Here is a 24,031-nt window from a genome sequence, read left to right on the forward strand (position 1 = left end):
ATGTGCCTTTCTTATCCTATTTTGGCACACATTAGCGGCATGGAATTAACAGAGGGTTGGTGCCGGAATCCGGCTGTTTCGGACCTGGAGAAGGAAGTCCATCTAGGGCGAGAGTCCACTTAGAGTCGCGCATCCAGCTCAAACGGATGCAAAGGCGGGCCCTCCCGCTGTCGCGTTTCAGGCACCAGTGCTCGTATCATTAAGCATACACCACAATAGGTTGTGACTTCTCGTGGTTTCGTCTTTGGCGAACATGAAGCATCGCTTATTTGGCTGTAGTCTGGACTTCGGCCGTAACACCAACAGTCCGAGAGGGCGCCGCGACGAGGGGCGACCAAGTTTGGTTTCGAGTGATCCTACAACATCAACCGACCGTGGAGACCTCAAGCCTCAATGTTGTCCGCGGGGGATCGTCTGAAGATCGCGTTGGAAGCCAGAGGGGTCAAAAAGCAGATGGCATTCGCAGCGCAAATTGGCGTCGACGACAGCGTAGTCAGCCGGTGGAAGCGGGGAAGCCGCCTTACCCTTCAGCACGCGGTCAGGATTTGCGAGGTTCTGGATATCTCTCTCGACTGGCTGGTGTTAGGCCGCGGGACGATGGATTCACACCGGCTTTCCAAGGGCTTGGATGTGCTTTCCCGATTGGCGGACTCTGCTGACGGGCTGCCGGAACCTATAGTGGCAGCACTGCTCACGGTTAGTGAGGCGATCCGGGCCGAGTTCGACCCGGATCGTAAATTCCTTCGTCCCTAGATCGACACGAACCACAGTTCACCATCGGGCAAGGTGCAATTCAGAAGGAACCCGAGTGTTTGCCGTACGCCATCGAGGGCGAAGGAGACCAGGTACTGGTTGCCGTCGTACAGCGGATTGACGACATTGGGTTCCGAGGCCATCACCTGAACGAGCGGGTGATCGTTAGTGTACAGGCCGGTTGCGGCCGTTGCGAAAGTCTTCGTTTTTGCCCAGTTCGTCACGACGATGTCGGTGATCGGACGGGGTTCAGCCAGCAGATCGGCGCTGCCCGAGCGCGTACCGAGCCGGCGCGCCGATTGAAGTGCGTTCGCACCAGGTGACTTGGGGAAGAGAAGCTGGCCAACCTTCATCGTATCGAGTTTGACCGAATAGGTTTCCTTGTCTTCGACGGTGATGAAGAGAACGCGCTCGTAGCTGACGTCCACCTCGATCTCCAGTGACATGGGCAGAGCAAACATGAGCTTCCCGGTCGTGCTGTCCTGAAACGCGAAAAGGATCGCGTAGCTGTAGGTAGTCTTGTTGCTCGTCTTCTTTTCCCAGAAGATCCAGGCATCCCCCGACTGCTCGTCGAGGTTGGTGAACGCATCAGTTACTGCTGCGGTCATCTGCGCGACCGAAGAAGCGCCGAGGGCGACCCCCATCACGCGCTTCAAGGTTTCGAGAATCTGGCTGATCATCGCCGACACAGCACTGTTTTGCTGGGTCAGCGTGGTCTGGTGGGTGTTGAAAATGCCGATCTTGTAAGGCTGGCTGTTAGCGTCGAGGCTTTCGTTGTAGTTGGCGATCAACTCGCGGGCCTTGCCGGGAATGAAGCGACCGGTTGTATTGTCAATGGCGCCGTTAAACAGCGCCGTCAACGCGATCGCCTGGGTCAGATAGTCGATATCATCGATGGCGACGATTTCCTGAAACTGCTCCGCCTCTTCTTGAGTGGTGTTTATGAATACGACGGGCGAGCTTCTCGGGCGCAAAGCCCGCTTGGAGATGTGAGAATGTTGCCCAACGGAGTTCCTCAGCACTTCATTCATTGCAGCTTCTCCTTGTTTTTCGACCGCTTAATTGCAGCCAAAACGAGTATAGGAGAGTGCCGCGTCGCGTGCTGCGCCGTTGACTTTCATACCGAGCAAATAGATTGCCGCCCACGCAACCAGTTAAGGTTGACCACGCTTCAGAACTGTCCTCAAGCCCAAGGATGCGAAGATCCCCGGTAGGTTCCTGATCGCTAGGATCTGCCGATTTATCGGGACGACTTAGCCGAAGAGCTCGCTGCAGCCTTCTAGCTCGACTGCTGAAAGAAGGAGATCAGGAGCTAAGGTGCGTCGAGAAGAAGGCGCTCCGGGGTGGTTTCTTCCGGCCTGCCCAACTGAAGCAGCAGCCCCTCGATCGACAACTCGGCCGCCCGCCCCGCGAGCTTGGGTATATCTTTGTCCGCGGTCTGGTAGCGGGCTCGAAGTTCCGAGAGGTCATCGATCTGCGATGCCGCCTCTAAGGCTGCAGCGTTCACGACGATCCGCGAAATCTCATCTTCGACGGTCCGCACCGAGTTCGACACGTCCTGCAGCTTCACGCGCAGCTCGATTTCCTGCCGCCGGAGCTCGGGCACTTCCCGCCGCTAGGCAGCCGACGGTTCGCGGACGATTTCAAGCTCGCCAAGTCGGTTCCTGAGCGTTGCAAGGCGTGCCATGATGGGCAGCGCGTTCAGGATACGCCATGCGTTGCATCATTTTGTTCGCGGAACGCGCTTTGCCGCTCCGGAATCGCGACGTCCAACGGTTGAAGGACATAGGAGCTTGATTACGGATAGATGTTATAGGTCCTGCGCTTCGAACTAGCGTAGGCCACGACCTGGCGTCTCCGATGTCCTTAGACACGGGCTAGCTTCTGTCGACGCGAGGGATTGTCCTCATGAGATCGTTCGAGGGCGCTCAAACGCCGGTGCGCAACGTCAGCGAGCCGGAAACGGCACAGCGATCGAACTCCCGATTGATTGACCGTCAGGCGCAGCGGAAAATCTGGAATACGGCTTTGAAATGAGCCGGTCGCTTCGACAAATGTAACCGGCCGAGTGTTACCGCGGAGATTTCGCCTTGACGCGAGCGATGACTTCTTCGTCGTCGACGAAGCAGTCGAGGAAATCGTTCCAGGTTTCGGGCGACCGGCGCGCATCGGCAAGCTTTTGCCTCAGCTCATCGATGCCATCGTCGGACGTGCGGTGATTGTCTCTGCGGTGATTGCCTCATCGTCACCGTGTACGACGCTGATGATACTTCCATAGGTCAGATTGTCGGAATTGCTGACGATCGCCTCAAGGAGCTCCCGGTCTTCGCCGAGCATTTCGGCGACATGGTTGATGGTGAAGACATATGTGACCGTAGCCATTAGGCGGCCTCGGCGCAGATAGTTCCACGGCATGAGGGCATCGATCTCGCTGCTTGGCCAACCATTCGCAAGGCGCTCAAGTGTCTGGGTAAGCCAGGCTTGCGGATCGACGGCATTCATCTTTGCTGTCTGCAGGAGCAGGAACCGAAACCGGTGCAGGGCTTCGTGCCAACGCAGCTCCGTCGAAAGTATGCGTCTGCCGAGGACGGGTTCCATCCAGAAGGACGAAGTCTCAAAATATTCCGCAATAAAATCAGCTGCTTAGGAGTACGGTCAAATCACTCTGTCAATTCGGACATTTTTCGGTGACGCAGGCCGGGATAACTCTCTGAAATTGTTATTGTGGTTGGGTCAAACTCCGTGTCTTTCTACATTGTTGTCGTCAATGTCGGGAGATTGTGGCGAACAAATACTGTTTCGACGACCGAACATCGGCGCTGTGGCACAAGGCCATAGAGAAATTTTCGATCACCAAGGGGAACGGGAAGCGTCTGCAAGCGTTGCGGCGTGAAGGTCGCCGATGCATTGGTCAATAGCTCGCGCGCCCATAATGGCGGAACTGGGCGCGCGGGTTTCGATGATTCTTGAGATGCGTCAGTGGCTACTGCTGAAGCCCCGGATACGCCCATACGCCCGAAACACGCATCAGATCGCGGTAAATTACCAACCTCTCGTCAGACCCGACCTTTGCCGCCTCATCCTGGGATGGTGCGTCCAGCGCATTCAGCGGCACCACTGCCGTCAGCAGGTCGCGCTGTTTCAATGCGTCTTCCATTACTGTGCGAGCTCGGCGCATGTGGCTTGAGCTGGTCACCAGGATCACAGTGTCGGCCTGATGCCGCACCAACAGATTGGCAGCATTGATCACATTGCCGATCGTGTCTTTCGACTTGTCTTCAATGATGATGCGATCGCGGCTGACACCCTTGTCGACCAGCCACTTGGACATCACGTCGCCTTCAGTAACGCCATTCTTCGGCACGCCGCCACTCACCATCACCAGTGCTGTCGGGTTCGCCTCTGCAGCCTTCAACGTCACGTCGAGGCGGTCGAGCAAAGTCTGCTGCGCCGTGCCGTCATCCGCCAGCGCGTAGCCCAAGGCGACGACCACGACCTTGCCGGGCACCGTTGGGACATCGAAGTTGGGCTTTTCGGCCATGATCTGTTCTGCGCGAACAAAGCGCTTGCGATACTCCTCCGCGCGTTCGCGATCGAGCCCTGCGAGCGCTTGATGGGCGAGTGCCGCGCCGGTCTCATCGCCACGGATGCGGGCAATTGCTTCCAACCAGCTTTGAGCGTCAAATGCGGTCGGCTCCTTGTCAAGGATACCCTGGAACGTCGTCTGCGCCTCGTCGAGCTTCTTCTGGATGATCTGCGTTGAGGCGACGGCATACTGAAAATCCAGCCGCTCTGGTGCTAACGTCGACGCTTCCTTGAAGGCCGCTTCCACGACATCGTACTTGCCGTGCAAGGTAATGCCCTTGAAGACTTCGGCTTCTGCTTTTTTGACGTCGCCTCCCGACCAGTAATACTGCATGCCAGTGTCCACCAGCTGCTTGATACGGCCAGCGCTGGTCTGATCGAAGGCCACGGCTGGAGCGACCGAGATAAGACACGCTGTTGCTGTCAACACTGCCAGGAGTCGGCGTCTCGCGCCGCCCGCCTTCGTCCGATGCGGAACATCCGACGCAAAAACGATCGAGCCCGTCAAAAGGGCAAGAATGGAACTCGGCTTCATTTGATATCTCCCAGTTTTCCGGTTGCCCACAGGCTTGCTCGCCCTCGGGCCGATAAGCGTTCCGTAATCACTTCCGATCTGGCCCAATCTATATGCGGCCAGCATTAGCAATACCAAAACATGACCACCTGTCTAGTGCGCGATGTCAAAACGGACCGCGACTGCGACCAGATTCGGAATAATTCATATTACATTTCTTACAGATAGCGCACACAAGTTGCGTCAGCATTCAGAGACAGTTGCTAGTTGGTATGATATTGGTATTATCCAATTGTGCGGCTTATGGGAAGGCAAAGCCTATTCGGCGGCCTCGCTACCGAAGTCCATGCGGAAGCATGCGCCGCCGCCTAGCGAATTCAGAACGGTCATTTGCGCACCATGCCTTCGCGTAATCTGCAGCACGAGATTGAGACCGTGGCCCGCGCCTCGATGCCGCGGCTTCAGCCGGTAAAATGGCTCGAATATTCGCTCGCGCTCTGCCTCGGGAACGCCGGGACTATCGTCGCAGATCTCGATCACGCCGTTACGCTCGACCCGAACGACAATCGCTCCCCTTACCAGGTTGATGATGGCACGCCTGAGAGAAGGCGAGCCCGCCTGAACGAGCGAGCGCTGCGCCGCCCGCTCATATGAAAACTCGTAGCCTTCATCGATCGCCAGCGGTGAAATGTCCCGGCTCGCCCGATTGACGATCCATGGCACGCCGGCGACCGTCACCAGGGCCAGCAAGACCAGCATCGGCGCGAGGGAAAAGCGCGAAAACTGCAGGATAAGGGCAGACTGGCTCATCAACTCGCCTTGCCCGAATACCGTGAAGTCCCCGTCAGGATTCGACCGGCGCCGGAGAACGGCAAGATAGGGTGATGGTTCACCTGCGTCGCGAATGTCCGAATAGGTCATCCTGCCGAGATTCTCGGTCATGCCCCGGTAGATCGCGGGGATGTTGCCGACCCGCACGATCTCTCCGTGATCGTTGCGCGCGATGAACCAAAAGTCTGGGTGCCTGGCATGGACGTCCCCCATTTCCTCGGTCTTTGCCAGCACGAGTTTGCCCTCCGGACCTCTCCGGATCGCGTCGAATGCCGCCTCGCACACCGCCTTCGTCGGCAAGGACCAGGAGGCTTACGAACGAAAGTCCGAAAGCCAGCAGTATCGCCAACTGGAGAACGAGAAGCTGGGCGATCAGCCGCTGTTTGAGAGATCGGGGCCACATTAATGCGCGGTGCATCGTCGGGCCTCGCTCGGACGCCTTCGATGGGAGCTAACTTTTTGAAATCACGCAAATCTGAAAGAAGATCGTTCTACACGGTTTCAGGATTTGCTCTCAATCCGGGTGAAGCTGCAAACTCGAGATTGCACCGACATTACGCCAACTGTTCGCGGCCCGGAGCTGCGGCGCCGGACCGCGACCTTCACTGCTCGTCATCATGCATGCGCATGCGGGTGCTGCCGTTCGTCCCAGACCGACCAGATCGCGAGCGCAGTCACCAGTGCCCCGAGGACGACGTGCGTCCACATGGGACTGGCGCTGGTCGAGAAGCCGAGCAGCCAGGGGGAAGCGATCAGCCAGAGCCCGACGACGAGGCTTGCCCATTCCTCCCATTCCGCAAACATGGCAAGTGTTGCGATCGCCAGAACGCCGAGCACGACGGCGGCGGCCCAAGCGTTCCAAGCCGGAACGCTCTCGACAACGAAGCCCATGATCCACGGAGAGATGAACAGGCAGACGGCGAGAACCAGATTGATCCAGTCCTGCGCTTTCTTTCCTTCCATCAGTGCCATGACAACCTCCACGAATGAAGTTTGACCAAAGCGCACGACCGCGTGCGGCGCACGCTCTGGAAATCATAATAAATTCAATCGAAAACGCTTTCAAATCTTTTTCGCGCGAGCACCCGGTGATCGCACATACGAAAGCGCGCAGCGAACCGGCAATCCGCTGCTTTCAAAGGGTGTCAAAGCACCGACTGGCCACCCGTTATCTCGGGCTCTAGATCATTTTATTGTTTCGTCGAAACACTGAAGTGATCTAAGTCTTTGAAATTACGCAATTCCGGACGGAAAACCGTTTCGCACTTTTCTTGGAATTGCTCTAGTAACCGCGCGCAGCACCTGCGCCGATGCGGCTGTCGACGGCGCCATTGTAGCGGGCGCCGCCGCCGGCCTCGATGTCGGAGAGGCTCTCGCCGCCGACGAGGATGCCGGTCGCCTGCCCCCAGATCGTCCAGCTTTCGTCGATCTGAACGTTATGGCCCATCGCCGACAGCAGCTTGCGGGTGTCGGGCGAGAGCGCATAGGGCTCCATGAACACCTTGTCCGGCAGCCACTGGTGATGGATGCGTGGCGCGTCGACGGCTTCCTGTATGTTCATGCCGTGATCGATGACGTTGAGGATCGCCTCGAGCGTGATCGTAATGATGCGGGCGCCACCGGGGCTGCCGATCACCATGAACGGCTTGCCGTCCTTGGAGATGATCGTCGGGCTCATCGACGACAGCGGCGTCTTGCCGGGCGCGATCGCATTGGCCTCGCCCTGGATCAGCCCATAGAGATTGGGCACGCCCGGCTTCGAGGTGAAATCGTCCATCTCGTTGTTGAGCAGGATACCAGTTCCAGGCGCCACCACGCCGGAGCCGAAGGAGCCGTTCAACGTATAGGTAACGGCGACCGCGTTGCCCTCGTCGTCGATGATCGAATAGTGGGTCGTCTCCTTGCTTTCGCCGAAGCCCTTGGGGATCAGCGTCGCGGAGACGCCGGCGCGGAACGGATCGATCTTGGCGCGGATTTCCTTCGCATAGGCCTTGTCGGTGAGCTTGGCGACCGGGTTTTCGACGAAATCGGGATCGCCGAGCGACGTGTTGCGGTCGACATAGGCATGGCGCATCGCCTCGATCATCGCGTGAACCGTGTCCGCGGCGCCATAGCCCATGTAGGAAAGCGGATAGCCTTCGAGCACGTTGAGGATTTCACAGATGATCACGCCACCGGAAGACGGCGGCGGCGAGGAGACGATGTCATAGCCGCGATAATTGCACTTGACCGGCTCCAGTTCGCGCACCGCATAGCGCTCGAAGTCCGCCTTGGCGAGCACGCCGCCCTTCTCCGAGCTCGCCTTGACGATCTGATCGGCGATCGCGCCCTTGTAGAAGGCGTCCGGGCCTTTTTCGGCAATGCTCGAAAGCGATGCGGCAAGGTCCGTCTGGACGAGTTTTTCGCCGGCCGCAAAGGCCTTGCCGTCGGGCTTCAGGAAGATCGCGGCCGCGGCCGGATCTTTCGCCAGCCTTTCGGCCCTGCCCTCGAAGGTACTGACATCGCCCTCCTCCAGCACGAAGCCATCCTTGGCTAGCGCGATCGCCGGCGCGATCAGTTCGGCAAGCGGCTTCGTGCCATAGCGGCTCCGCGCAACCTCGAAACCCATGACCGGCCCCGGCACGCCGACGGCGAGATAACCATCGGTGCTCAACCCTTTAATGACATCTCCCTTCCCGTCGAGATACATGGTCTTGGTTGCCGCCTGCGGCGCCCGCTCGCGGAAATCGAGGAAGGTCGTCCTGCCGTCCTTGAAGCGGATGGTCATGAACCCGCCACCGCCGATATTGCCGGCAGTCGGATAGGTGACGGCGAGCGCATAGCCGACTGCAACCGCCGCATCCACCGCGTTGCCGCCGCTCTTCAGGACCGCGACACCTACATCCGAGGCCAGGTGCTGGGCAGTCACCACCATGCCATGCTCGGCCTTAACCGGTTCCGGCGAGGCGGCTCGGCCCTCCGGCGGAGCCAGGCTCAGCGCAAGAAACAAGGTGACGGGCAGGCTCTTCAAGCGAAAACTCAGCATGCGTCTCTCCCTCGCAGGCGTTGCTCGCAGTGCCTTGCCGGCGGCCGCGACGCGGACGCCCGCCACCGCGTTCAACGCGGCGGCAACAATCTTTTGGCCAGGCAAGCACTGATTGTGGGCAGCTATGAAGTCAGCGGAGTATAGCCACGCCCGGTCGGCGATGGCAATTCACACCTGACCGATGGCAGCGTTTGAACGCGAGGGGCTGTCTTGGGGCGGGCTCCCCCCGCAGGCAACGTGGGGAACCATACGGCTCTCTTCAGGCGGCATCCGCCAGGATGAGAGCCGCGCCCTTTTCCGCAACCATCATCGTCGGAGCGTTGATGTTGCCAGCCGTAATGTTCGGGAAGATGGAGGCGTCGACGACGCGCAGACCCGGAACGCCATGAACCCGCAAGCTGCTGTCGACGACGGAGCTCGCCTGGTCCGGCCCCATCGCGCAGGTGCCGCAGAGATGGTAGATCGAGCCTGAGTTTTCGCGAAAATAATCCATCAGCGCGTCGTCGCTCTGAACGCGCGGCGCGGGCGAGATTTCTTCCGCGGTCAGTGAGGAGAGCGCCGTGGCCGACGCGATCCGCCGCACCAGCCGGCTTCCCTGCAGCACTTCGTCGATGTCGCGGTCGGTCGTCAGGTAGTTCGGCCGGATCAGGGGCTTTTGCGCGGGGTCGCCGGATGCGATCTGGATGCTGCCGCGGCTGGTCGGCCGGCAGGAGTTGAAGCAGATCAGGTAGCCCGGATAGGGCTCCGGTTTCAGCCCAGCCTTCGGATCATTCGGGATCCGATAAGACAGGGGATTGAAGTAAAGCTGGATGTTCGGCCGCTCTTCGTCAGGTTTGCCGCGGAAGAAGCCACCGGCCTGATTGACGCTCATCGAGAACGGACCCTTGCCGGTGAGCAGATATTGCAGGCCGAGCCGCATCTGGCCGAACAGGCTGCCGAACTCGTCGTTGAGCGTCGGGATGGTGGCACGATAGTAGAAGCTGGCGCAGAGGTGATCCTGCAGGTTCTGGCCAACCGCCGGCAAATGCCGCTGTGTCTTAACCCCGAGCGAAGACAGCGTCTTGCCGTCGCCGATGCCCGAGACCTGCAGCAGCTGCGGGCTGCCGACGGCCCCGGCGGCAAGGATGACTTCGCGGCCGGCGGTAAAGCGCCGGCGGGCACCGTTCTGGACGACATCGACGCCGGTCACGCGCCCGTCATCCGCAAAGACCAGCCGCTCGGCCTGGGCGTAGCGCTCGATCGTCAGGTTGGGCCGTTTGAGCGCAGGGCGCAAATACTCGGCGCTCGAATGCGAGCGGCGGCCGTTGTTGGTGTTGACGTCGTAGACGCCAGCGCCTTCGAGCGAGGCTCCATTGAAATCCTCGTTCAACGGCAGTTGCAGCGATCCGCAGCTTTCAAGAAAGGCGTCGGTGATCGGATGCGTCATGCCGCGCATCGGGGTGATGTGGATCGGGCCTTCGCCGCCATGCCATTCGGACGATCCGCGCGCATGGGTTTCGAGCCGGCGGAAATAGGGAAGCACGTCGTCATAGCCCCAGCCCGCATTGCCGGCGGCTTTCCAGTCGTCGAAATCGTCGCGCGCGCCGCGCACGTAGATCATCGCGTTGATCGATCCGGAGCCGCCCTGGACCTTGCCGCGCGGCACGTAGATGCTGCGATCCTGAAGCGCGGCTTCCGGCTCGCTCGAATACATCCAGTTCACCTGAGGGTTATAGTAGCTGCGGGCGTAGCCGACCGGGATCTTGAACCAGAAGGAATTGTCGTTGCCGCCGGCCTCGATCAAAAGCACCTTGTGGCGACCGTTCTCGCTGAGCCGGCTCGCAAGGATGCAACCCGCCGACCCGGCGCCGACGATGATGTAATCGTAGATCATCTCGTGTCCCTGATATCCGAATTCACCCGCGCGCGGGGGCAAAGGCCTTCACGTCCGCCGGCTGACTGTCCATCTGCAGGTGCAGGCGCTCCCCGGCGTAGGGCGTATGCTTTTCCACGACATCCATGTTGAGTTCGATGCCGAGGCCGGGCTCGCGCGACGGGATGAGATAGCCGTCCTCGACGGTAAGCTTGGTCTTCAGCACATCGGCGTGGAAGCCGGAGAAGTCGAGGATCGCCTCGTGGATGAGGAAGTTCGGCGTCGCAGCCGAAAGCTGGATGCTGGCCGCCGCTCCCACCGGACCATTATAGAGATGCGGCGCGATCTGGGCGTAATAGGCCTCAGCCATGCCGGCGATCTTCTTCGCCTCGAGCAAGCCGCCGACGCGTGCCACGTTCATCTGCAGGATCGACGCGGCCTTGAGTTCAAGCACGCGCTGGAACTCGTATTTGGTCGTCAGGCGCTCTCCGGTCGAAACGGGAATCGAGGTTGCGCGCGCGACCTCGGCCATTGCCGCCTCCTGTCCCGGAGGCACTGGCTCTTCGAACCAGAGCGGATCGTACTTCTCCAGGCGCTTGGCAAGGCGGATAGCGGAGGACGGAACCATCTGGCCGTGGGTGCCGAAGAGCAGATCCGCACTGCTTCCGACCGCGTCGCGGATCTTGCGGCAGAATTCCTCGCAGCGGTCCATCACGCCAAGCGAGAGCTGGTGCCCGGAATAGTTGGTGTAGGGCCCGGCCGGGTCGAACTTGACGGCGGTGAAGCCCATCTCGACCATCTCGACCGCACATTCGGCGGCGAGATCCGGATCGTTGAAATCGAACTCGCCGGCGGCGTTCTTCGGGTAGAGATAGGTGTAGGCGCGGAGCTTCTCGTGCACCGTCCCGCCCAAGAGGTCCGAGACCGGCCGGCCGGCGGCCTTGCCGATGATGTCCCAGCAGGCGATTTCGAGGCCCGAGACGATGCCCATCATCGTCGGATCCGGGCGCTGGGTGAAGCCGCTCGAATAGGCCGAGCGCCAGAAGCGCTCGATCTGGTGCGGATCATGGCCGAGCAGGTGCCGCTCGAAAACATCCTCGATCAGCGGCGTCATGGCGCTCGGATGGAACGAGGTCGCATAGATCTCGCCGATGCCTTCGATGCCGCAGGCGGTCGTGAGACGCACGAAGATCCAGTACATGCCGCCAACATGCGGCGGCGGGACGGCAACGGCATAGGTCTTGAGAGACGCGATCTTCATGGGTGTCATCCCTTTTTCTTGAGGCGAGCCATCAGGGCCAGGGTGGCGATGGCGCCGAGGACGCAGACGGCGGCGATATAGCCGAAATAGAGCTGGTAGCCGGTGATGCCCGGATAGCGGTCCGAGAGGTATCCGTTGACCAGCGGCAGGTAGGTGTCGGGCGCGTAGCCGACCAGCGAAATGATGCCGATGGCGAGACCGGTGATGTTCGCCGGCACATGGCAATCGTCGAGGATCGCCCAGTAGAGCCCGCGGATCGTATAGGTGATGAGGCCAACGAGCAGCACCAGCCCGACGAAAAGGACGGTCGAGCCGATGCCAGGCAGGGCGATCATTGCCACGAGACTGGCGGCCGCGACTATGAAGCTCAGGAGCAGGATGCCGGTCTTGCCGTAGCGGTCGCCGAGCAAGCCACCGCCGATACCGCCGACCGGGCGCAGCCACAGCTTGACCGTGACGATCAGGCCGGCCATGGCGGCGGAAATTCCGAAGCCACCTTCCTGCAGATAGGCCGAGAAGCTGTAGGTGGCGAGAAAGACGTGGTAGCCGCAGAAGATGATGGCGGCGACCAGCCAGACCTCGGGAATGCCGAGCAGCGTCCTGATGTCGGCGACAAGGCTGCCCTCGCGCTTGCGCGCGGACCTGTCCGTGGCAACCGGCTGCGACACCGCGAAATAGGCGATGCCGACGACGATGCAGAAAATGGCATAGAGCAGCACGACGTCGCGGAAGCCGGTGGCAAGTCCGGCGCCGCGCGTTTCCGTCGTGAAGACGAAGAGCGCGATGGCGACGCTTGCGAGCAGCGCTTCGACGAGGCCCCGGCCGCCATCGAGGATGCCGAAGAAGCGTCCCTGCTCATTGGCACCGGCGATCAGGTTCACCTGCTTGAGCGTCGCCGCCCAGAATGTGAGACCCGTGGTGACGCCAAAACCGCAATAGATGACGAGGAGCGACGAATAGCCCGGCAGCGTCGCATACCAGAGACCGAGCAGACCCGTGCCGACCATGGAGATGAGGATCAGGATGCGCGGTTGGACGCGGTCGGCAAGCCACCCGCTCGGCAGGTAGCCGACGAGGAAGCTGGTACCGAGAATGGAATAGAGGACGCCCAGTTCGGTGTTGGTGAGCTTCAGCACCTCCAGCATCGTCGTCTGGTAGGACTGACGAAGATAGAGGATCGGATAGATCGCACCGGCGGCGATCACGATCAGCGCCAGCTGAAGGTAGCGGCTGCGGGCCGACACGGATGGTGCGGCGATTTCGGTTTCGGCAATTGAGCTCACGGGCAGTCTCCTCCCTGGCCGACAGCGAGAGCATTGCCACCGGCCCGGTATTGATGTTGGTGGTGTCGGAGCAATTCCGGCTTTCCGTCGGGATTGCTCAATCTCAAAGGGTCTAGTGTTTCAGGACGACGAGGCGCGTCTGGGTGAATTCCAGCATGCCGTGTTTGCCGTCGTCGCCGCCAAGGCCCGAACGTTTCCAACCGGCATGAAAACCCTGGTAGGGATCGGCCGGGAAGCGGTTTACGTAGAGTTCGCCGGCCTCGATCGCATCGCTGGCGCGCATCACCGTGCGGTAATTCTCGGTGAAGAGCACCGAGCTCAGGCCGAACTGATGGTCGCTCGCCTTCGCCAGCGCTTCCTCGAAGGTGGAGTAGCGGAGAACGGCGAGCACCGGGCCGAAGACTTCCTCGCGAACGATCTCCATGTCCTGCCGGCAGCCGGAAATCAGCGTCGGCGGGTAGAAATAGCCGTCTCCCTCAGGCAGATAGCCGCCGGTCTCAACGACGGCGCCTTCGGCCTTCGCCTGCTCGACCATCTCGTGCACGCGCTTTTGGGCGGCGACATTGGCGAGCGGCCCCATACGACCAGCATCCTCGGCGCGGTCGCCGAATGTGCGGGCGGTAAAGCCTTCGCGCAGCTTGGCAAGCAGCCGATCATGGACGCTTTCATGAACGTAGAGCCGCTCGGCGCTGGTACAGACCTGGCCGCAATGGGTGGTCTTGGCGGCGATGATCATCTGCGCCACGGCATCGAGATCCGCGTCCGGTTCGACGATGACGGGCGTCTTGCCACCGAGTTCGAGCGACGGCTTGGCGATGTTTTCCTTGCAATATTCGAGCACGATGCGGCCGGCCGAAACGCTGCCCGTCAGCGTGATCATGCCGACGCCGGGATGGGTGCAGAGCGTCTTCGCGACATCGTGCGACATGGTGAGGATGTTGACGAGGCCGTCGGGCAGACCCGCTTCGACGGTTGCCTCGGCGACGGCGAAAGCGGAAGTCGGCGTGTTGTTGCTCGGCCGCACGACAACGGCGTTGCCAGCAATCAACGCCGGGGCGATCTTCCGCACGAGCGTATAGATCGGATAGTTGAATGGGATCAGGCACGCCGCGACGCCGATCGGCACGCGCTTGAGGATCAGGGTTTCGCCGGGATTGTCGCTCTCGATCACCTCGCCCTCGATGCGGCGGGCCCATTCGGCGTGGTAGCGCATCAGCTCGGCGCCGTAGATCACTTCGGCGGTCGCATCGGCAAGGCTCTTGCCCGACTCCTTCGCCAGCGCGGCACCGATGCGTTCGGCCCGGCTCTCCAACACCGCCGCCAGCCGGCGCAGCGCGTCACCGCGCTGGATTGCCGGCAAGGCACCCCAGACGCGCTGCGCCTTCACCGCGGCATCGACCGCTGCCTTCGCCTCGTCATCCGTTGCCGCCGGCACGGAGGTGAACACCTGGCCGGTCGCCGGATTGCGCACGTCGATCACAGTCGTAGAGGAGCTTTCGATGAAGCGGCCGCCGGAGAAGTTGCGATAGGGGCTCATGGCATCTCGGAATTGTTCGGCGCGATCCGCACGCCGATGGCGGTGCGGGAGGCGGACTAGCCGGGAGAGAGCTTCACGAGCGACGATCCGGCCTCTCTCCCTGACCGCAACCGTCAGGAAAATTGATGCGACGATGCGGAAAAGGGCACAAGCGAGTAATTTTCGGTGAGAGCATTCCAAAAAGGAATGCTTGCTCACTCGGCCCGGTCGGCGGCGGCCTCCGCCAGCAACCAGGCGCGGAAGGCATCGACCTTGCGGTTGCCTGCCGATTGCGGCCGTGTCACGAACCAGTAGGATTCATGGCCCTCGACTTCAACGTCGAAGAGCTGCACCAACTGACCCGACTGCAATTGGTTGCGGACCATCGAGCGGTCGGCAACGGTGACACCGAGCCCGGCGCAGGCTGCCTCGATCGCCAGATCGAGCAGGTCGAACTCCAGTCCGCCGCGGGTATCGACGTCCTGAAAACCGGCCGCATCCAGCCAGTGCCGCCAGGTCAGATAACGCCGGTCGGGCGAGGCGAGCACATGCAGGAAAGTGAAGCGCTGCAGGTCGGACGGACCTTCGACCTTCGCCCCCTCAAGCAAGGACGGCGCGCAGACGACGACGTGCCGTTCCGTCATCAGAATGCTGGCATCCAGCATCGGCCACTCGCCGTCGCCGAAACGAATGGCGCAGTCCAGAAGCCCGCGCTCGGCAAGCGTATCCGTGGCTTCCGTGCTGAGGCTGATATCGACGTCGGGCAGAGCCTCGCGCAACCGGGCAAGACGCGGCAGCAGCCAGCGCTTGGCAAAGGTCGGCGGCACGTTGATCCTGAGCCGGTTCTGGTTGCTCTTCTCGGTGATGCTGCGCAGCGAAACCTCGATGCTGTGAAACGCCTCCTGGATCGTCGCCAACAGTTCGGCGCCGGCCGGCGTCAGTTCAAGATGATGGTGGCGGCGGATGAGAAGGTCTTCGCCAAGCTCGTCCTCGAGGTTACGCACCTGCCGGCTGACGGCGCTTTGCGTCAGGTTGAGGCGCTCGGCCGCGCGCGTGAAACTGCGGGTCTGCCCGACCACCTCGAAGACCTTCATCGCCGACAATCCTGGAAGTCTTCGCATCGATATTTTGGCCCCAGAAAGCTTTACACTCACATCTCCGCGACCGTCGTCGCGGGATCGATGCGCACTTTTGCGTGCCACGCTCCAGCGTACAAGCACGAAAATCCAAATCGCTCCAGGCTGACCGCAAGCACGCGCCCGGCTATCTCCGAACGACAAACGGCGGCTTTCGCCGCCGCTTGCCTATCCAATCAATCGCCTGGCCAAGCCCAGACGAAACTTGGAAACTCACTCGCTCCTACTCCGCAGCGTAAAAACCGTAAAGCACCGGCATCAGCCCGACCAGCGCCTCGAAGCGCTTGAAGGACTTGCGCTCCGGTCGCGTCCAGCCGGTTTCGGCGAGCGCCGACAGCCGCGGGAAGACGAGGCGGTCGAAGACGGCGCGATCGGTCATCGGCTCCGACCATATGCAGCATTGCACGCCGAGCAGGTGTTTCTTCTGCGCGTCGGTCCAGCCCTCGACCGGATCAAAGGTGTAGAGCCTTTCCGGATCCGACCAGCCGGCCCAGCTGGCGCCAGGCTCCGACCAGGCCGGGCTGTTGGCCATGTCGAGATAGTAGACCTGACCGGGGCAGACGACGATGTCGTAGCCTTCCTCGGCAAGGGCTGCCGACGCCTCGACCGTGCGCCAGCCGAAAAGCAGCGACTTTTTCTTGTCGATGACGTTGCCGTGCGCTGCCTCCTGCCAGCCGCCGGTGACGCAATCGCGGCTCGCGAGAAACGCCTGCACGCGCGCCAGAAATTCGCCCTGCAATACGGCAGCACCCGATCCGTCGATCTCGTCGGCGCCGTGGGTGTTGGTGACGACGTTCAGCCGCTTGGCATGGGTTTCGGCAACCTCGTCTCCGGCAAGCGCCCGAAGCCGTGTGAGCGCCTCGGGCGAGCCCGACCAGGCGCCGAGCGGTACCTCGTCGGCGCCGACATGAATGGCCCGCATCGGGAACAGTTCAATCAGTTCGTCGAAGATGATCTCGAGCACCCGGTAGGTTTCTTCTCGTGCCGGATTGAGGCAATTGTCCGGGAAGCCCTGGACCGAAAAATAGCTGCCCTGCTCCTCGGGGTCACGCAGTTCCGGGATCGCCTGCAGCATCGCAAAGGAATGGCCCGGAATGTCGATCTCCGGCAACACCTCGATGCCGAGGCTTGCGGCGAGCGTCACGATCTGACGGATCGCTGCCTTGGTGTAGTAACCGCCGGTCGGCTCAGGACCGGAGCCGAGCAGCGGCGGGATCTTGCGACCATGGCCGCGCCAAGCGCCGATTTCCGTCAGGGCCGGATAGGCGTCGATCTCGACGCGCCAGGCCTCGTCATCGGTCAGGTGCCAGTGGAAGCGGTTGAGCTTGTTCCAGGCCATCAGCCGCAGGAAACGCTCGACTTCCGCCGTGCTGTAAAACTGCCGGGCCACGTCGAGATGGGTGCCGCGCCAGGCAAGTGCCGGCTCGTCCTTGATCTCCCCGCCCGTCGGAAATACGAACGTGCCCGGATGAAGCCGCGCGCCGCGCAGGACCTGTCCCAGCGTGATCAGACCATAGAGGATGCCGGTTTCGGTGCTGCCGGAAACGGCGACACCGGCGGGGGAGAAGCGGATAATGTAAGCTTCCGGGCCAAGATCTTCTGCTTTCGACAGGGCTACCGGGAAGCCGCCCTCCGACGCCGGACGGACGATGCCCTCGACCGGAAACAGGTTTGCCGTCAGATCGGCGAAGGCTTTGGCAGCGCCGGAAGCCTCGTTGCCCTCGGGTTTCAGATCCAGGCCGGGAGGCGCCACCAGTTGTCCGGAAACGGAAACGGCCTGCGGCCACGGCACGATCGAGACCGGCACCGGTGCCACCTTCGGCACCGGATAGACGGCGGCACCCCGCTTCAGTTCGGCATTGTCGCCATGCGCCCGCGAGGCACGCACCGCCACCGGTGCCATCGTGTCGTCGGACAGCACCAGGAAGGCAGCGTTGGCGCCATCGGTCCAGTGGCGCGGCTCATAGCTCATGCCGTGTGCCTTCAGCGTCCAGGTGGCGCCCGGCGGCACTTCGAGGCCTTCCGGCGGTGCGAACTCCGCATAGTTGGAGAGGCGGATCAGGAGCCGGCCACCTTCAATCTCGGCAGCTGGGTCGATACGAGCCGGGCCGGAAACGCCGAGGCGAAAACCCTTGAGCACTCGATCCGAGTTGTTGGTCAAGGTCAGTGCATAGACCGACCTGTCAGCTGTGCCGACCGGCACCCAGAGGGTTTCCAGCAGGAATTCAGATTTAGCGGCAAACGTCATCAAACGGCTCCATGAATGTTAGTTTCTGCGGCCGGCCGAAGGCCGGCGGAGTTCTCGGGGGCTTGACCTCGGTTCACATAGCTCACGCCGGAGCTTGGCCAAGGGCGCGGACGAAATGGTTTTCGGCGGCCTCCTCGACCGTGTTCGAGGCCGGACGGCTCAGGCGCCGCACCTCGTCGGCATGCGCCAGAAAGCGGGCACTCTGCCCCGGCACGAACGGGCGATCCGGATCGGGCACGGCCGAAAGAAGAAGCTGGGTATAGGGATGGCGAGGGTTGCCGATGACGGCGGCCGTCTCTCCCCATTCGACCATCTGCCCGGCAAACATCACGACGATCTCCTCGGCAATGTGCGCGGCGGTGGCGATATCGTGGGTGATGTAGAGCATCGCGAGGTTCCGTTCGCGTTTGATCCGCGCGAGAAGTTCCAGGATATCGAGCCTGATTGAAACGTCGAGCATCGATGTCGGCTCATCGGCGACGAGCACGTCCGGCGCAACAGCGAGCGCCCGGGCGATGTTCGCGCGTTGGCGCTGGCCGCCGGAGAGCTCATGCGGAAATTTCCGTGCCGTCACATTGGGATCGAGGCCGACATCGGAAAGCAGGCGCACAACCGCGGCTCTCGCCTCGGCGGCATTCTTTGCGTGGCCATGCAGCAGCAGCGGTCGCGCGAGGTGATGGTAGATGGAGAAGACCGGATTGAGCGACGCGAACGGATCCTGGAAGACCATCTGGATGGCGCGGCGACGCGCCTTCTCCGCGGAGCGATCACCCGCCTCGGTGACATCGGCGCCGCGAAACTGCATCGTTCCGGCACTCGGCGTATCAAGCCGCGCGACGATGCGAGCGCAGGTCGTCTTGCCGCAACCGGATTCGCCGACGAGGGCCAGAGCCCGGCCAGGCTTCAAAGACAGGGATATTCCTCGCAGCGCCTCGACAGCGCCGAAGCTGCGTCTGATATCCTTCAGACGGACGATGGCGGCCTGATGGTCAAGGATTGTGCTCGATACCGGCATGATGTTCATTCGACGACCCCCAGGCTGCGGACCGATGACGGCAGTTGCGGGATCGCGCCCCAGAGTTTTCGCGTGTAATCGTGTTGCGGCGCACCGCTGATCTGATGAGTATCGCCGACCTCGACCAGTTGACCCTTCAGCATAACACCGATGCGATGGCAGAGCTGCGCCATCAGGTGCAGGTCATGGGTGATAAACAGCACCGAGAAGCCGAGGCTGCGCTGCAGATCGACGAGCTGCTCCAGGATTTCCCGCTGCACCACCACGTCGAGCGCCGTCGTCGGCTCGTCCATGATGATCAGCTCCGGCTTCAATGCCAGGCAGATCGCGATAACGATGCGCTGCCGCATGCCGCCGCTGAACTGGTGCGGATAATCATCGAGACGACCCGCCGGAATGCCGACGAGCCGGAACATTTCTTCCGCCCGCGCCCGCGCCTGTGGCCGCGTCGCGCCGGTGTGTTTGCGCAGCACGTCGAAGAATTGCGCCTCGACCCGCATCAGCGGGTTGAGCGAGTTCATGGCGCTCTGGAACACCATGCCGATCCGCCGCCAGCGGACATACTGCAAGGCGGATTCCGGCATCTTGAGAAGGTCTTGCCCATCGAGCAGGATTTCGCCGCCGGCGACCCAGGCCGGGGCTTTCGACAACCGGGTGATCGCGTAGGCGATCGTGCTCTTGCCGCAGCCGGATTCGCCGGCAAGGCCGAAGAGCTCACCGCGCCTAACCTCGAACGAGACGTCGTTGACGGCACGGAAAGCGCCGTCGTCGAGCAGGTAATCGACGTTGAGATTGCGGATCTGAAGCAGTGCGTCGCTCATCGTGCCGCCTCCAGCTCGCGGCGGCGCAGCCGCGTGAGGCGCAGCCAGCGGCTCAATGCCGGACCGGAGCGAAGCTGCGGATTGGCGATCTCGTCAAAGGTGAAATTGATGAGCGCCAGGCCAAGACCGACGAGGGCAATGCCTGCGGCCGGTACGGCGATGTCCCACCAGGCGCCGACGATGATCGCCGAGGAGTTCTGCGCATTGTAGAGCATGGTGCCCCAGGTCACCCGCAGCGGATCGCCGAAGCCGAGATATTCGAGCGTCGTCTGCGCGACGATCGCGTAGATGATGCTGCCGACGACGTTGATGCCGATCAGCGGCACCAGATTGGGCAGGATTTCCACGAAGATCACCCGCCAATGCGGCTCGCCGACCATACGCGCCGCCACCACGAATTCGCGCTGCCTGAGCGCCATGGTCTGCGACCGGGTCATGCGCGCGCCCCAGGGCCAGGAGGTGAGAGCGATGATCGCCATGATCGCCAGCGGCCCAACGGTGCCGGCAAAGGAGGCGAGCAGGATCAATAGCGGAATGTTGGGGATCACCAGCACGGCATTAGTCGCGAGGTCGAGTGTCGCGTCAGTGCGCCCGCCGAAATAGCCGGCGACGAGGCCGACGATGGTGCCGAGCGCGGTAATGGCAAGGCCGGTGGCAAAGCCGACGGCAAGCGATGGCCGCGCGCCCCAGACGAATTGCGAAAAGACGTCGCGGCCCATCTTCGTCGTGCCGAAATAATGCTCGACCGTCGGTGGCTGGTGCGAGCGGCCGACGCGCTCGCTCGGATCGCCGGGCGCCAGAACCGGTGCGAACAGCGCCATCAGACAGAGCGTGAGAATGATGATAAGGCCGGCGACGGCTTTTTTCTGCCGCCAGAACAAGGAGACGCCCGCATTCATGCCCTGCCCTCCCTTATGCGCGGATCGACCACGCCATAGATGATATCGACCAGGAGATTGGCCCCGAGCGTCGCGATCGTCATCAAGAGCAGCTGTCCCTGGATGACCGGATAATCGCGGGCGACACTCGCGGTATAAAGCGTCAGGCCGAGGCCGGGATAGTTGAAGACGATCTCGGTGACGATCGAACCGCCGAAGACCGCCCCCAGCATCAGCGCCAGGTTGGTCAAAACCGGCAGCATGGCATTGCGCGCCGCATAGCCGAACATCACGGCCGCTTCGGACAGGCCCTTGGCGCGTCCCATGGTGACATAATCTTCGCCAAGCACCGAAATCATGCTGGAGCGCATCGTTGTCTGGAACTCGCCGATGAGATAGGGCGAAAGCGTCAGCACCGGCATGATCGCATGCAGGAAGACGCTGCCGAAGAAGGTAAAGTTCAGCCCGGGATCAAGGCTCGGATCATAGGCGTAGCCGACCGGCAGCAGCCGCAGCGTGACGCCAAAGGTGAACAACGTCGCGAGCGCGATGATCACCGGCGGCACGGCGATCAGCACGACCGAGAAGGGCGAGACGAAGCTGTCGAAACGGCCACCACGACGCCAGGCGGCGATCGCACCCAAGAGCACGCCGATCGAGAGCGAAAAGGCAATCGCCGTGACGACCAGGAACGCGGTCCAGCCGGCCGACCGGCCGAGAACCTCGACGACGGTCTGCGGGTAATATTTGACCGAAACACCGAGATCGAGATGGGCCAACCCGACGACATAGTCGACGAATTGCTGCCAGATCGGCTGCTCGATCGCGCCGAAGCGCGCCTTGATCGCCTCGATGGCCGCGGGCGTCGCCCGCGGTCCGAGTTGGGCGATCATGCTGTCGACGGGGCTCCCCGGCATCAGCCGGGGAACCGCGAAATTCATGACGATCGCGAATAGGAACGCCACGCAATAGACGGCAAGCCGTCGACGGGAAAGTCGCATGGTTGGGGCCTGTTGTCGCTTATTGCACGGGCTTGAGGCGGAGCAGGTGCACCAGCCGCATCCGGTTGTTGTCGTGATCCTCGGGGTTCATGACAGGTTCGTCCTTGGTGACCCAGCCGGTAAAGCGCTTGGTCGAGAATTGGTACCAGGTCGGGCCGTTGAAGACGGGAACGACAGGCAGGTTGTCGGCAACGATCACCTGCACCTGGTCGAACAGCTTCTTGCGCTCTTCGTCCGTCGCGGCGCGGCGGTACTCGTCGAAGACCTTGTCGAGCTCGGGGTTGGAGTAACGCGACGGCGCGCTGGTGATGCGCCCACCGAAGCCGGTCGACAGCGACTGGAAGTAGCCGCGGAAGGGCGTCGGTCCGTCGGCGCGCGAATTCATCACCGCTTCGAAGCTGCCGTCGAGGATCTGCTTCTGCCACTGCTCGTATTCGGGCGTGGCAACCGACGCATTGACGCCGATCTTGCGCAGGCCTTCGGTCGCGATCTGCACCGCGTCGATCCAGTCGGTCCAACCGTTCGGAACGATGATCGGGAAAGCGATCGGCTTGCCGCTCGGCGTGGTGCGGAAGCCTTCGCCGTCCTTTTTGTAGCCGGCATCGTCGAGCAGCTTGTTGGCCTTGTCGATGTCATAGGCCAGCCATTCATCCTGCGCGCCCTCGGCTGCCTTGTTGCGCCAGCTGTCGAAGCGCGGCGGCAGGCCGCTCGCAAGGGTGTTGACGACGGGATAGCCAAAGCCGGCGATATCGACCATCGCGGTGCGATCCATCGCCAGGCTGAAGGCGCGCCGGAAGGTCATGTCGTTGAAGGCCTCGGCGTTGCCGGAGTTCGACGACTTGAAGTTCATCTGGAAGGCAACGGTTTCCGCCGGCGGCTGCCAGTAACCGTTGTGCTCGGCGTCAAGGCCGACATAGGTCTTGTCGATCTGCGGCAGGAACGAGCCGAACCAGTCGATCGAGCCTTCCGGCAAAAGCGCCAGCATCTGGTCGTTGCCGGAGATCTGCGGCAACTTCAGGCAATCGACCTTGAGCGATGCGGCGTCCCAATAGTTGGGGTTGCGGCATTGTTCGTAGACCTGCGGCGTGAAGCGGCGGATCTCGGTCATCGGGCCGGAGCCGACAGGCGTTTCGTTCTTGAAGGCCAGCGGATCCTTCACGTCCTTCCAGATGTGCTCGGGCACCACGGGAAAGTCGGCGAGCGATTCCGGGAAATGTGTGTCGACGCCCTTGAGATTGATCTTCACTTCGGTCGGTGATGGCGCCTCCACCGAGGCGACGGTCTCGCCGACACCGACGGTATCGACGGCCGGGTTCTTCAGCATCATCTCCAGCGTAAACTTCATGTCGGCCGAGGTCAGCGGCTTGCCGTCCGACCATTTCACACCGTCACGCAGGGTATAGGTGATCGACTTCAGATCGTCGGCGAACTTGTAACCTGTTGCCAGCCGCCAGACCGGCTTGCCGCTGTCATAGTCGTTGAAGATCACCAGCGGTTCGTAGACGAAATCCATGGTGCTCTGCCGCCGGCCGCCGAGGTCGAACGGGTTGAAGTTCTGCACCCAGCTCGTTTGTTCCTCGATGTGCATGGTGAGCACCGCTTCGGCCCGGGCCTCGGCGGCCGCGACCATCATCAGCGCTGCGGCGACCGGTCCAAGACGCCATCGCGCCGCTGTCACCCTCTTCCTCCCGGCCTCCGGAGCGTTACCCAAAAGCCGCATTTCCTCGACTGCCGTCATGACGAATTCCCCCTCAGGCTTCGTTGATCGATCTATTAAGTCAAGTAATTTGACTTAACGATAAGTCTGCCAAAGAGGCGCTGTCAATCGGGCTAATTCGCCCCGCCTAAAGTTTCGGGAAAAGAGGGTGAGTGGTATTTCTCATTGCAATACCAATTGCGGAAATCGAGCCTCGGGGATCGGTTCAGCCGCCCGATTTTGATCGCAGAACAACCTGGCTCAGCATCGCAGAGAGAATCACGGCGCAGCCCAGGATCTGCGAAAGGCTCAACGGCGTCCCGAGAAATGCCACCGTGAAAAGCAGCACCCAGACCGGTTCGCAGCACATGATGACCGACGCTCGCGCCGCCGAGATCATCTGCTGCCCACGAAACTGGAGAACTTCCGGAGTTACCCCGTTAAAACTCAGGATACCTAACGTGTAAGATCATGATAAACTCTACCATTGCGTGTATCAATTCGAAACATAGCGAACTGCGATCCTTGGCCGGAGCGTGGTTTAGCCTGAGCACGCCTCGAAATACCGGCGGATTGCCGGAACCTGCCCAGTGACATCATTCCTTCAACCTACGCA

At 61.6% G+C, this 24,031-nt stretch carries 19 protein-coding genes and 2 pseudogenes; 1 reads left to right on the top strand and 20 read right to left on the bottom strand.

Features of this window, described 5'->3' with window-relative positions; all coding sequences use genetic code 11:
• Positions 1-393: 393 nt before the first annotated feature.
• Positions 394-753: a helix-turn-helix domain-containing protein gene (locus tag AC3WWH_RS19440; RefSeq protein ID WP_058323096.1), complete on the top strand. Its 360-nt coding sequence runs from the start codon at positions 394-396 to the stop codon at positions 751-753.
• On the opposite strand, the gene AC3WWH_RS19445 is transcribed toward AC3WWH_RS19440, so the two are convergent.
• The 20 genes and pseudogenes from AC3WWH_RS19445 to AC3WWH_RS19540 all read right to left on the bottom strand — a co-directional run bounded on the left by AC3WWH_RS19445 (position 750) and on the right by AC3WWH_RS19540 (position 23,869).
• A complete protein-coding gene (locus tag AC3WWH_RS19445; RefSeq protein WP_058323095.1) occupies positions 750-1,784 on the bottom strand; it encodes a hypothetical protein in 1,035 nt (344 codons plus the stop codon). The genes AC3WWH_RS19440 and AC3WWH_RS19445 overlap by 4 nt on opposite strands.
• 281 nt (positions 1,785-2,065) lie before the next feature.
• Positions 2,066-2,323, bottom strand: a complete 258-nt coding sequence (locus tag AC3WWH_RS19450; RefSeq protein ID WP_156433131.1) for a hypothetical protein — start codon at positions 2,321-2,323, stop codon at positions 2,066-2,068.
• Between the two features lie 501 nt (positions 2,324-2,824).
• Positions 2,825-3,135 (bottom strand): annotated as a pseudogene (locus AC3WWH_RS19455) (hypothetical protein).
• A gap of 18 nt (positions 3,136-3,153) precedes the next feature.
• Positions 3,154-3,273, bottom strand: a pseudogene (locus AC3WWH_RS19460) (transposase domain-containing protein); the annotation flags it as partial.
• 463 nt (positions 3,274-3,736) lie between these two features.
• Positions 3,737-4,873, bottom strand: a complete 1,137-nt coding sequence (locus AC3WWH_RS19465; RefSeq protein WP_082640897.1) for a YdcF family protein — start codon at positions 4,871-4,873, stop codon at positions 3,737-3,739.
• Between the two features lie 297 nt (positions 4,874-5,170).
• Positions 5,171-5,917, bottom strand: coding sequence for a sensor histidine kinase (locus AC3WWH_RS19470; protein WP_058323093.1), 747 nt, complete (start codon positions 5,915-5,917; stop codon positions 5,171-5,173).
• Between the two features lie 381 nt (positions 5,918-6,298).
• Entirely contained in the window at positions 6,299-6,655 is a 357-nt protein-coding gene (locus tag AC3WWH_RS19475) for an SPW repeat protein (protein WP_058323092.1), read from the bottom strand.
• A gap of 310 nt (positions 6,656-6,965) precedes the next feature.
• On the bottom strand, positions 6,966-8,708 hold the full coding sequence (ggt, locus tag AC3WWH_RS19480; protein WP_058323091.1) for a gamma-glutamyltransferase: 1,743 nt from the start codon (positions 8,706-8,708) through the stop codon (positions 6,966-6,968).
• Positions 8,709-8,967: 259 nt separating this feature from the next.
• Positions 8,968-10,581, bottom strand: a complete 1,614-nt coding sequence (locus tag AC3WWH_RS19485; protein WP_058323110.1) for a GMC family oxidoreductase — start codon at positions 10,579-10,581, stop codon at positions 8,968-8,970.
• 22 nt (positions 10,582-10,603) lie between these two features.
• Positions 10,604-11,821, bottom strand: coding sequence for a mandelate racemase/muconate lactonizing enzyme family protein (locus tag AC3WWH_RS19490; RefSeq protein ID WP_058323090.1), 1,218 nt, complete (start codon positions 11,819-11,821; stop codon positions 10,604-10,606).
• Between the two features lie 5 nt (positions 11,822-11,826).
• The gene (locus AC3WWH_RS19495) at positions 11,827-13,104 is read right to left on the bottom strand and encodes an MFS transporter (RefSeq protein WP_197417364.1); all 1,278 of its coding nucleotides are present in this window, start codon (positions 13,102-13,104) and stop codon (positions 11,827-11,829) included.
• Positions 13,105-13,216: 112 nt separating this feature from the next.
• Positions 13,217-14,641, bottom strand: a complete 1,425-nt coding sequence (gene aldA, locus AC3WWH_RS19500; protein WP_058323088.1) for an aldehyde dehydrogenase — start codon at positions 14,639-14,641, stop codon at positions 13,217-13,219.
• Between the two features lie 194 nt (positions 14,642-14,835).
• Entirely contained in the window at positions 14,836-15,714 is an 879-nt protein-coding gene (locus AC3WWH_RS19505; RefSeq protein ID WP_113398733.1) for a LysR substrate-binding domain-containing protein, read from the bottom strand.
• Positions 15,715-15,979: 265 nt separating this feature from the next.
• The gene (locus tag AC3WWH_RS19510) at positions 15,980-18,004 is read right to left on the bottom strand and encodes a beta-N-acetylhexosaminidase (RefSeq protein WP_058323086.1); all 2,025 of its coding nucleotides are present in this window, start codon (positions 18,002-18,004) and stop codon (positions 15,980-15,982) included.
• Between the two features lie 82 nt (positions 18,005-18,086).
• Entirely contained in the window at positions 18,087-19,028 is a 942-nt protein-coding gene (locus AC3WWH_RS19515; RefSeq protein ID WP_058323085.1) for an ABC transporter ATP-binding protein, read from the bottom strand.
• Positions 19,025-19,840, bottom strand: coding sequence for an ABC transporter ATP-binding protein (locus AC3WWH_RS19520; protein WP_058323084.1), 816 nt, complete (start codon positions 19,838-19,840; stop codon positions 19,025-19,027). The genes AC3WWH_RS19515 and AC3WWH_RS19520 overlap by 4 nt, the downstream gene beginning before the upstream one ends.
• The gene (locus AC3WWH_RS19525; RefSeq protein WP_058323083.1) at positions 19,837-20,739 is read right to left on the bottom strand and encodes an ABC transporter permease; all 903 of its coding nucleotides are present in this window, start codon (positions 20,737-20,739) and stop codon (positions 19,837-19,839) included. Before AC3WWH_RS19525 ends, AC3WWH_RS19520 begins: the two co-directional genes overlap by 4 nt.
• Positions 20,736-21,719, bottom strand: coding sequence for an ABC transporter permease (locus AC3WWH_RS19530; RefSeq protein ID WP_058323082.1), 984 nt, complete (start codon positions 21,717-21,719; stop codon positions 20,736-20,738). The genes AC3WWH_RS19525 and AC3WWH_RS19530 overlap by 4 nt, the downstream gene beginning before the upstream one ends.
• 19 nt (positions 21,720-21,738) lie before the next feature.
• Positions 21,739-23,352, bottom strand: a complete 1,614-nt coding sequence (locus AC3WWH_RS19535) for an ABC transporter substrate-binding protein (protein ID WP_492377218.1) — start codon at positions 23,350-23,352, stop codon at positions 21,739-21,741.
• A gap of 289 nt (positions 23,353-23,641) precedes the next feature.
• Entirely contained in the window at positions 23,642-23,869 is a 228-nt protein-coding gene (locus AC3WWH_RS19540; protein ID WP_492377219.1) for an EamA family transporter, read from the bottom strand.
• Between the last annotated feature and the right edge of the window lie 162 nt (positions 23,870-24,031).

The organism is Ensifer sp. EB106-03-01-XG145 (assembly GCF_058792075.1).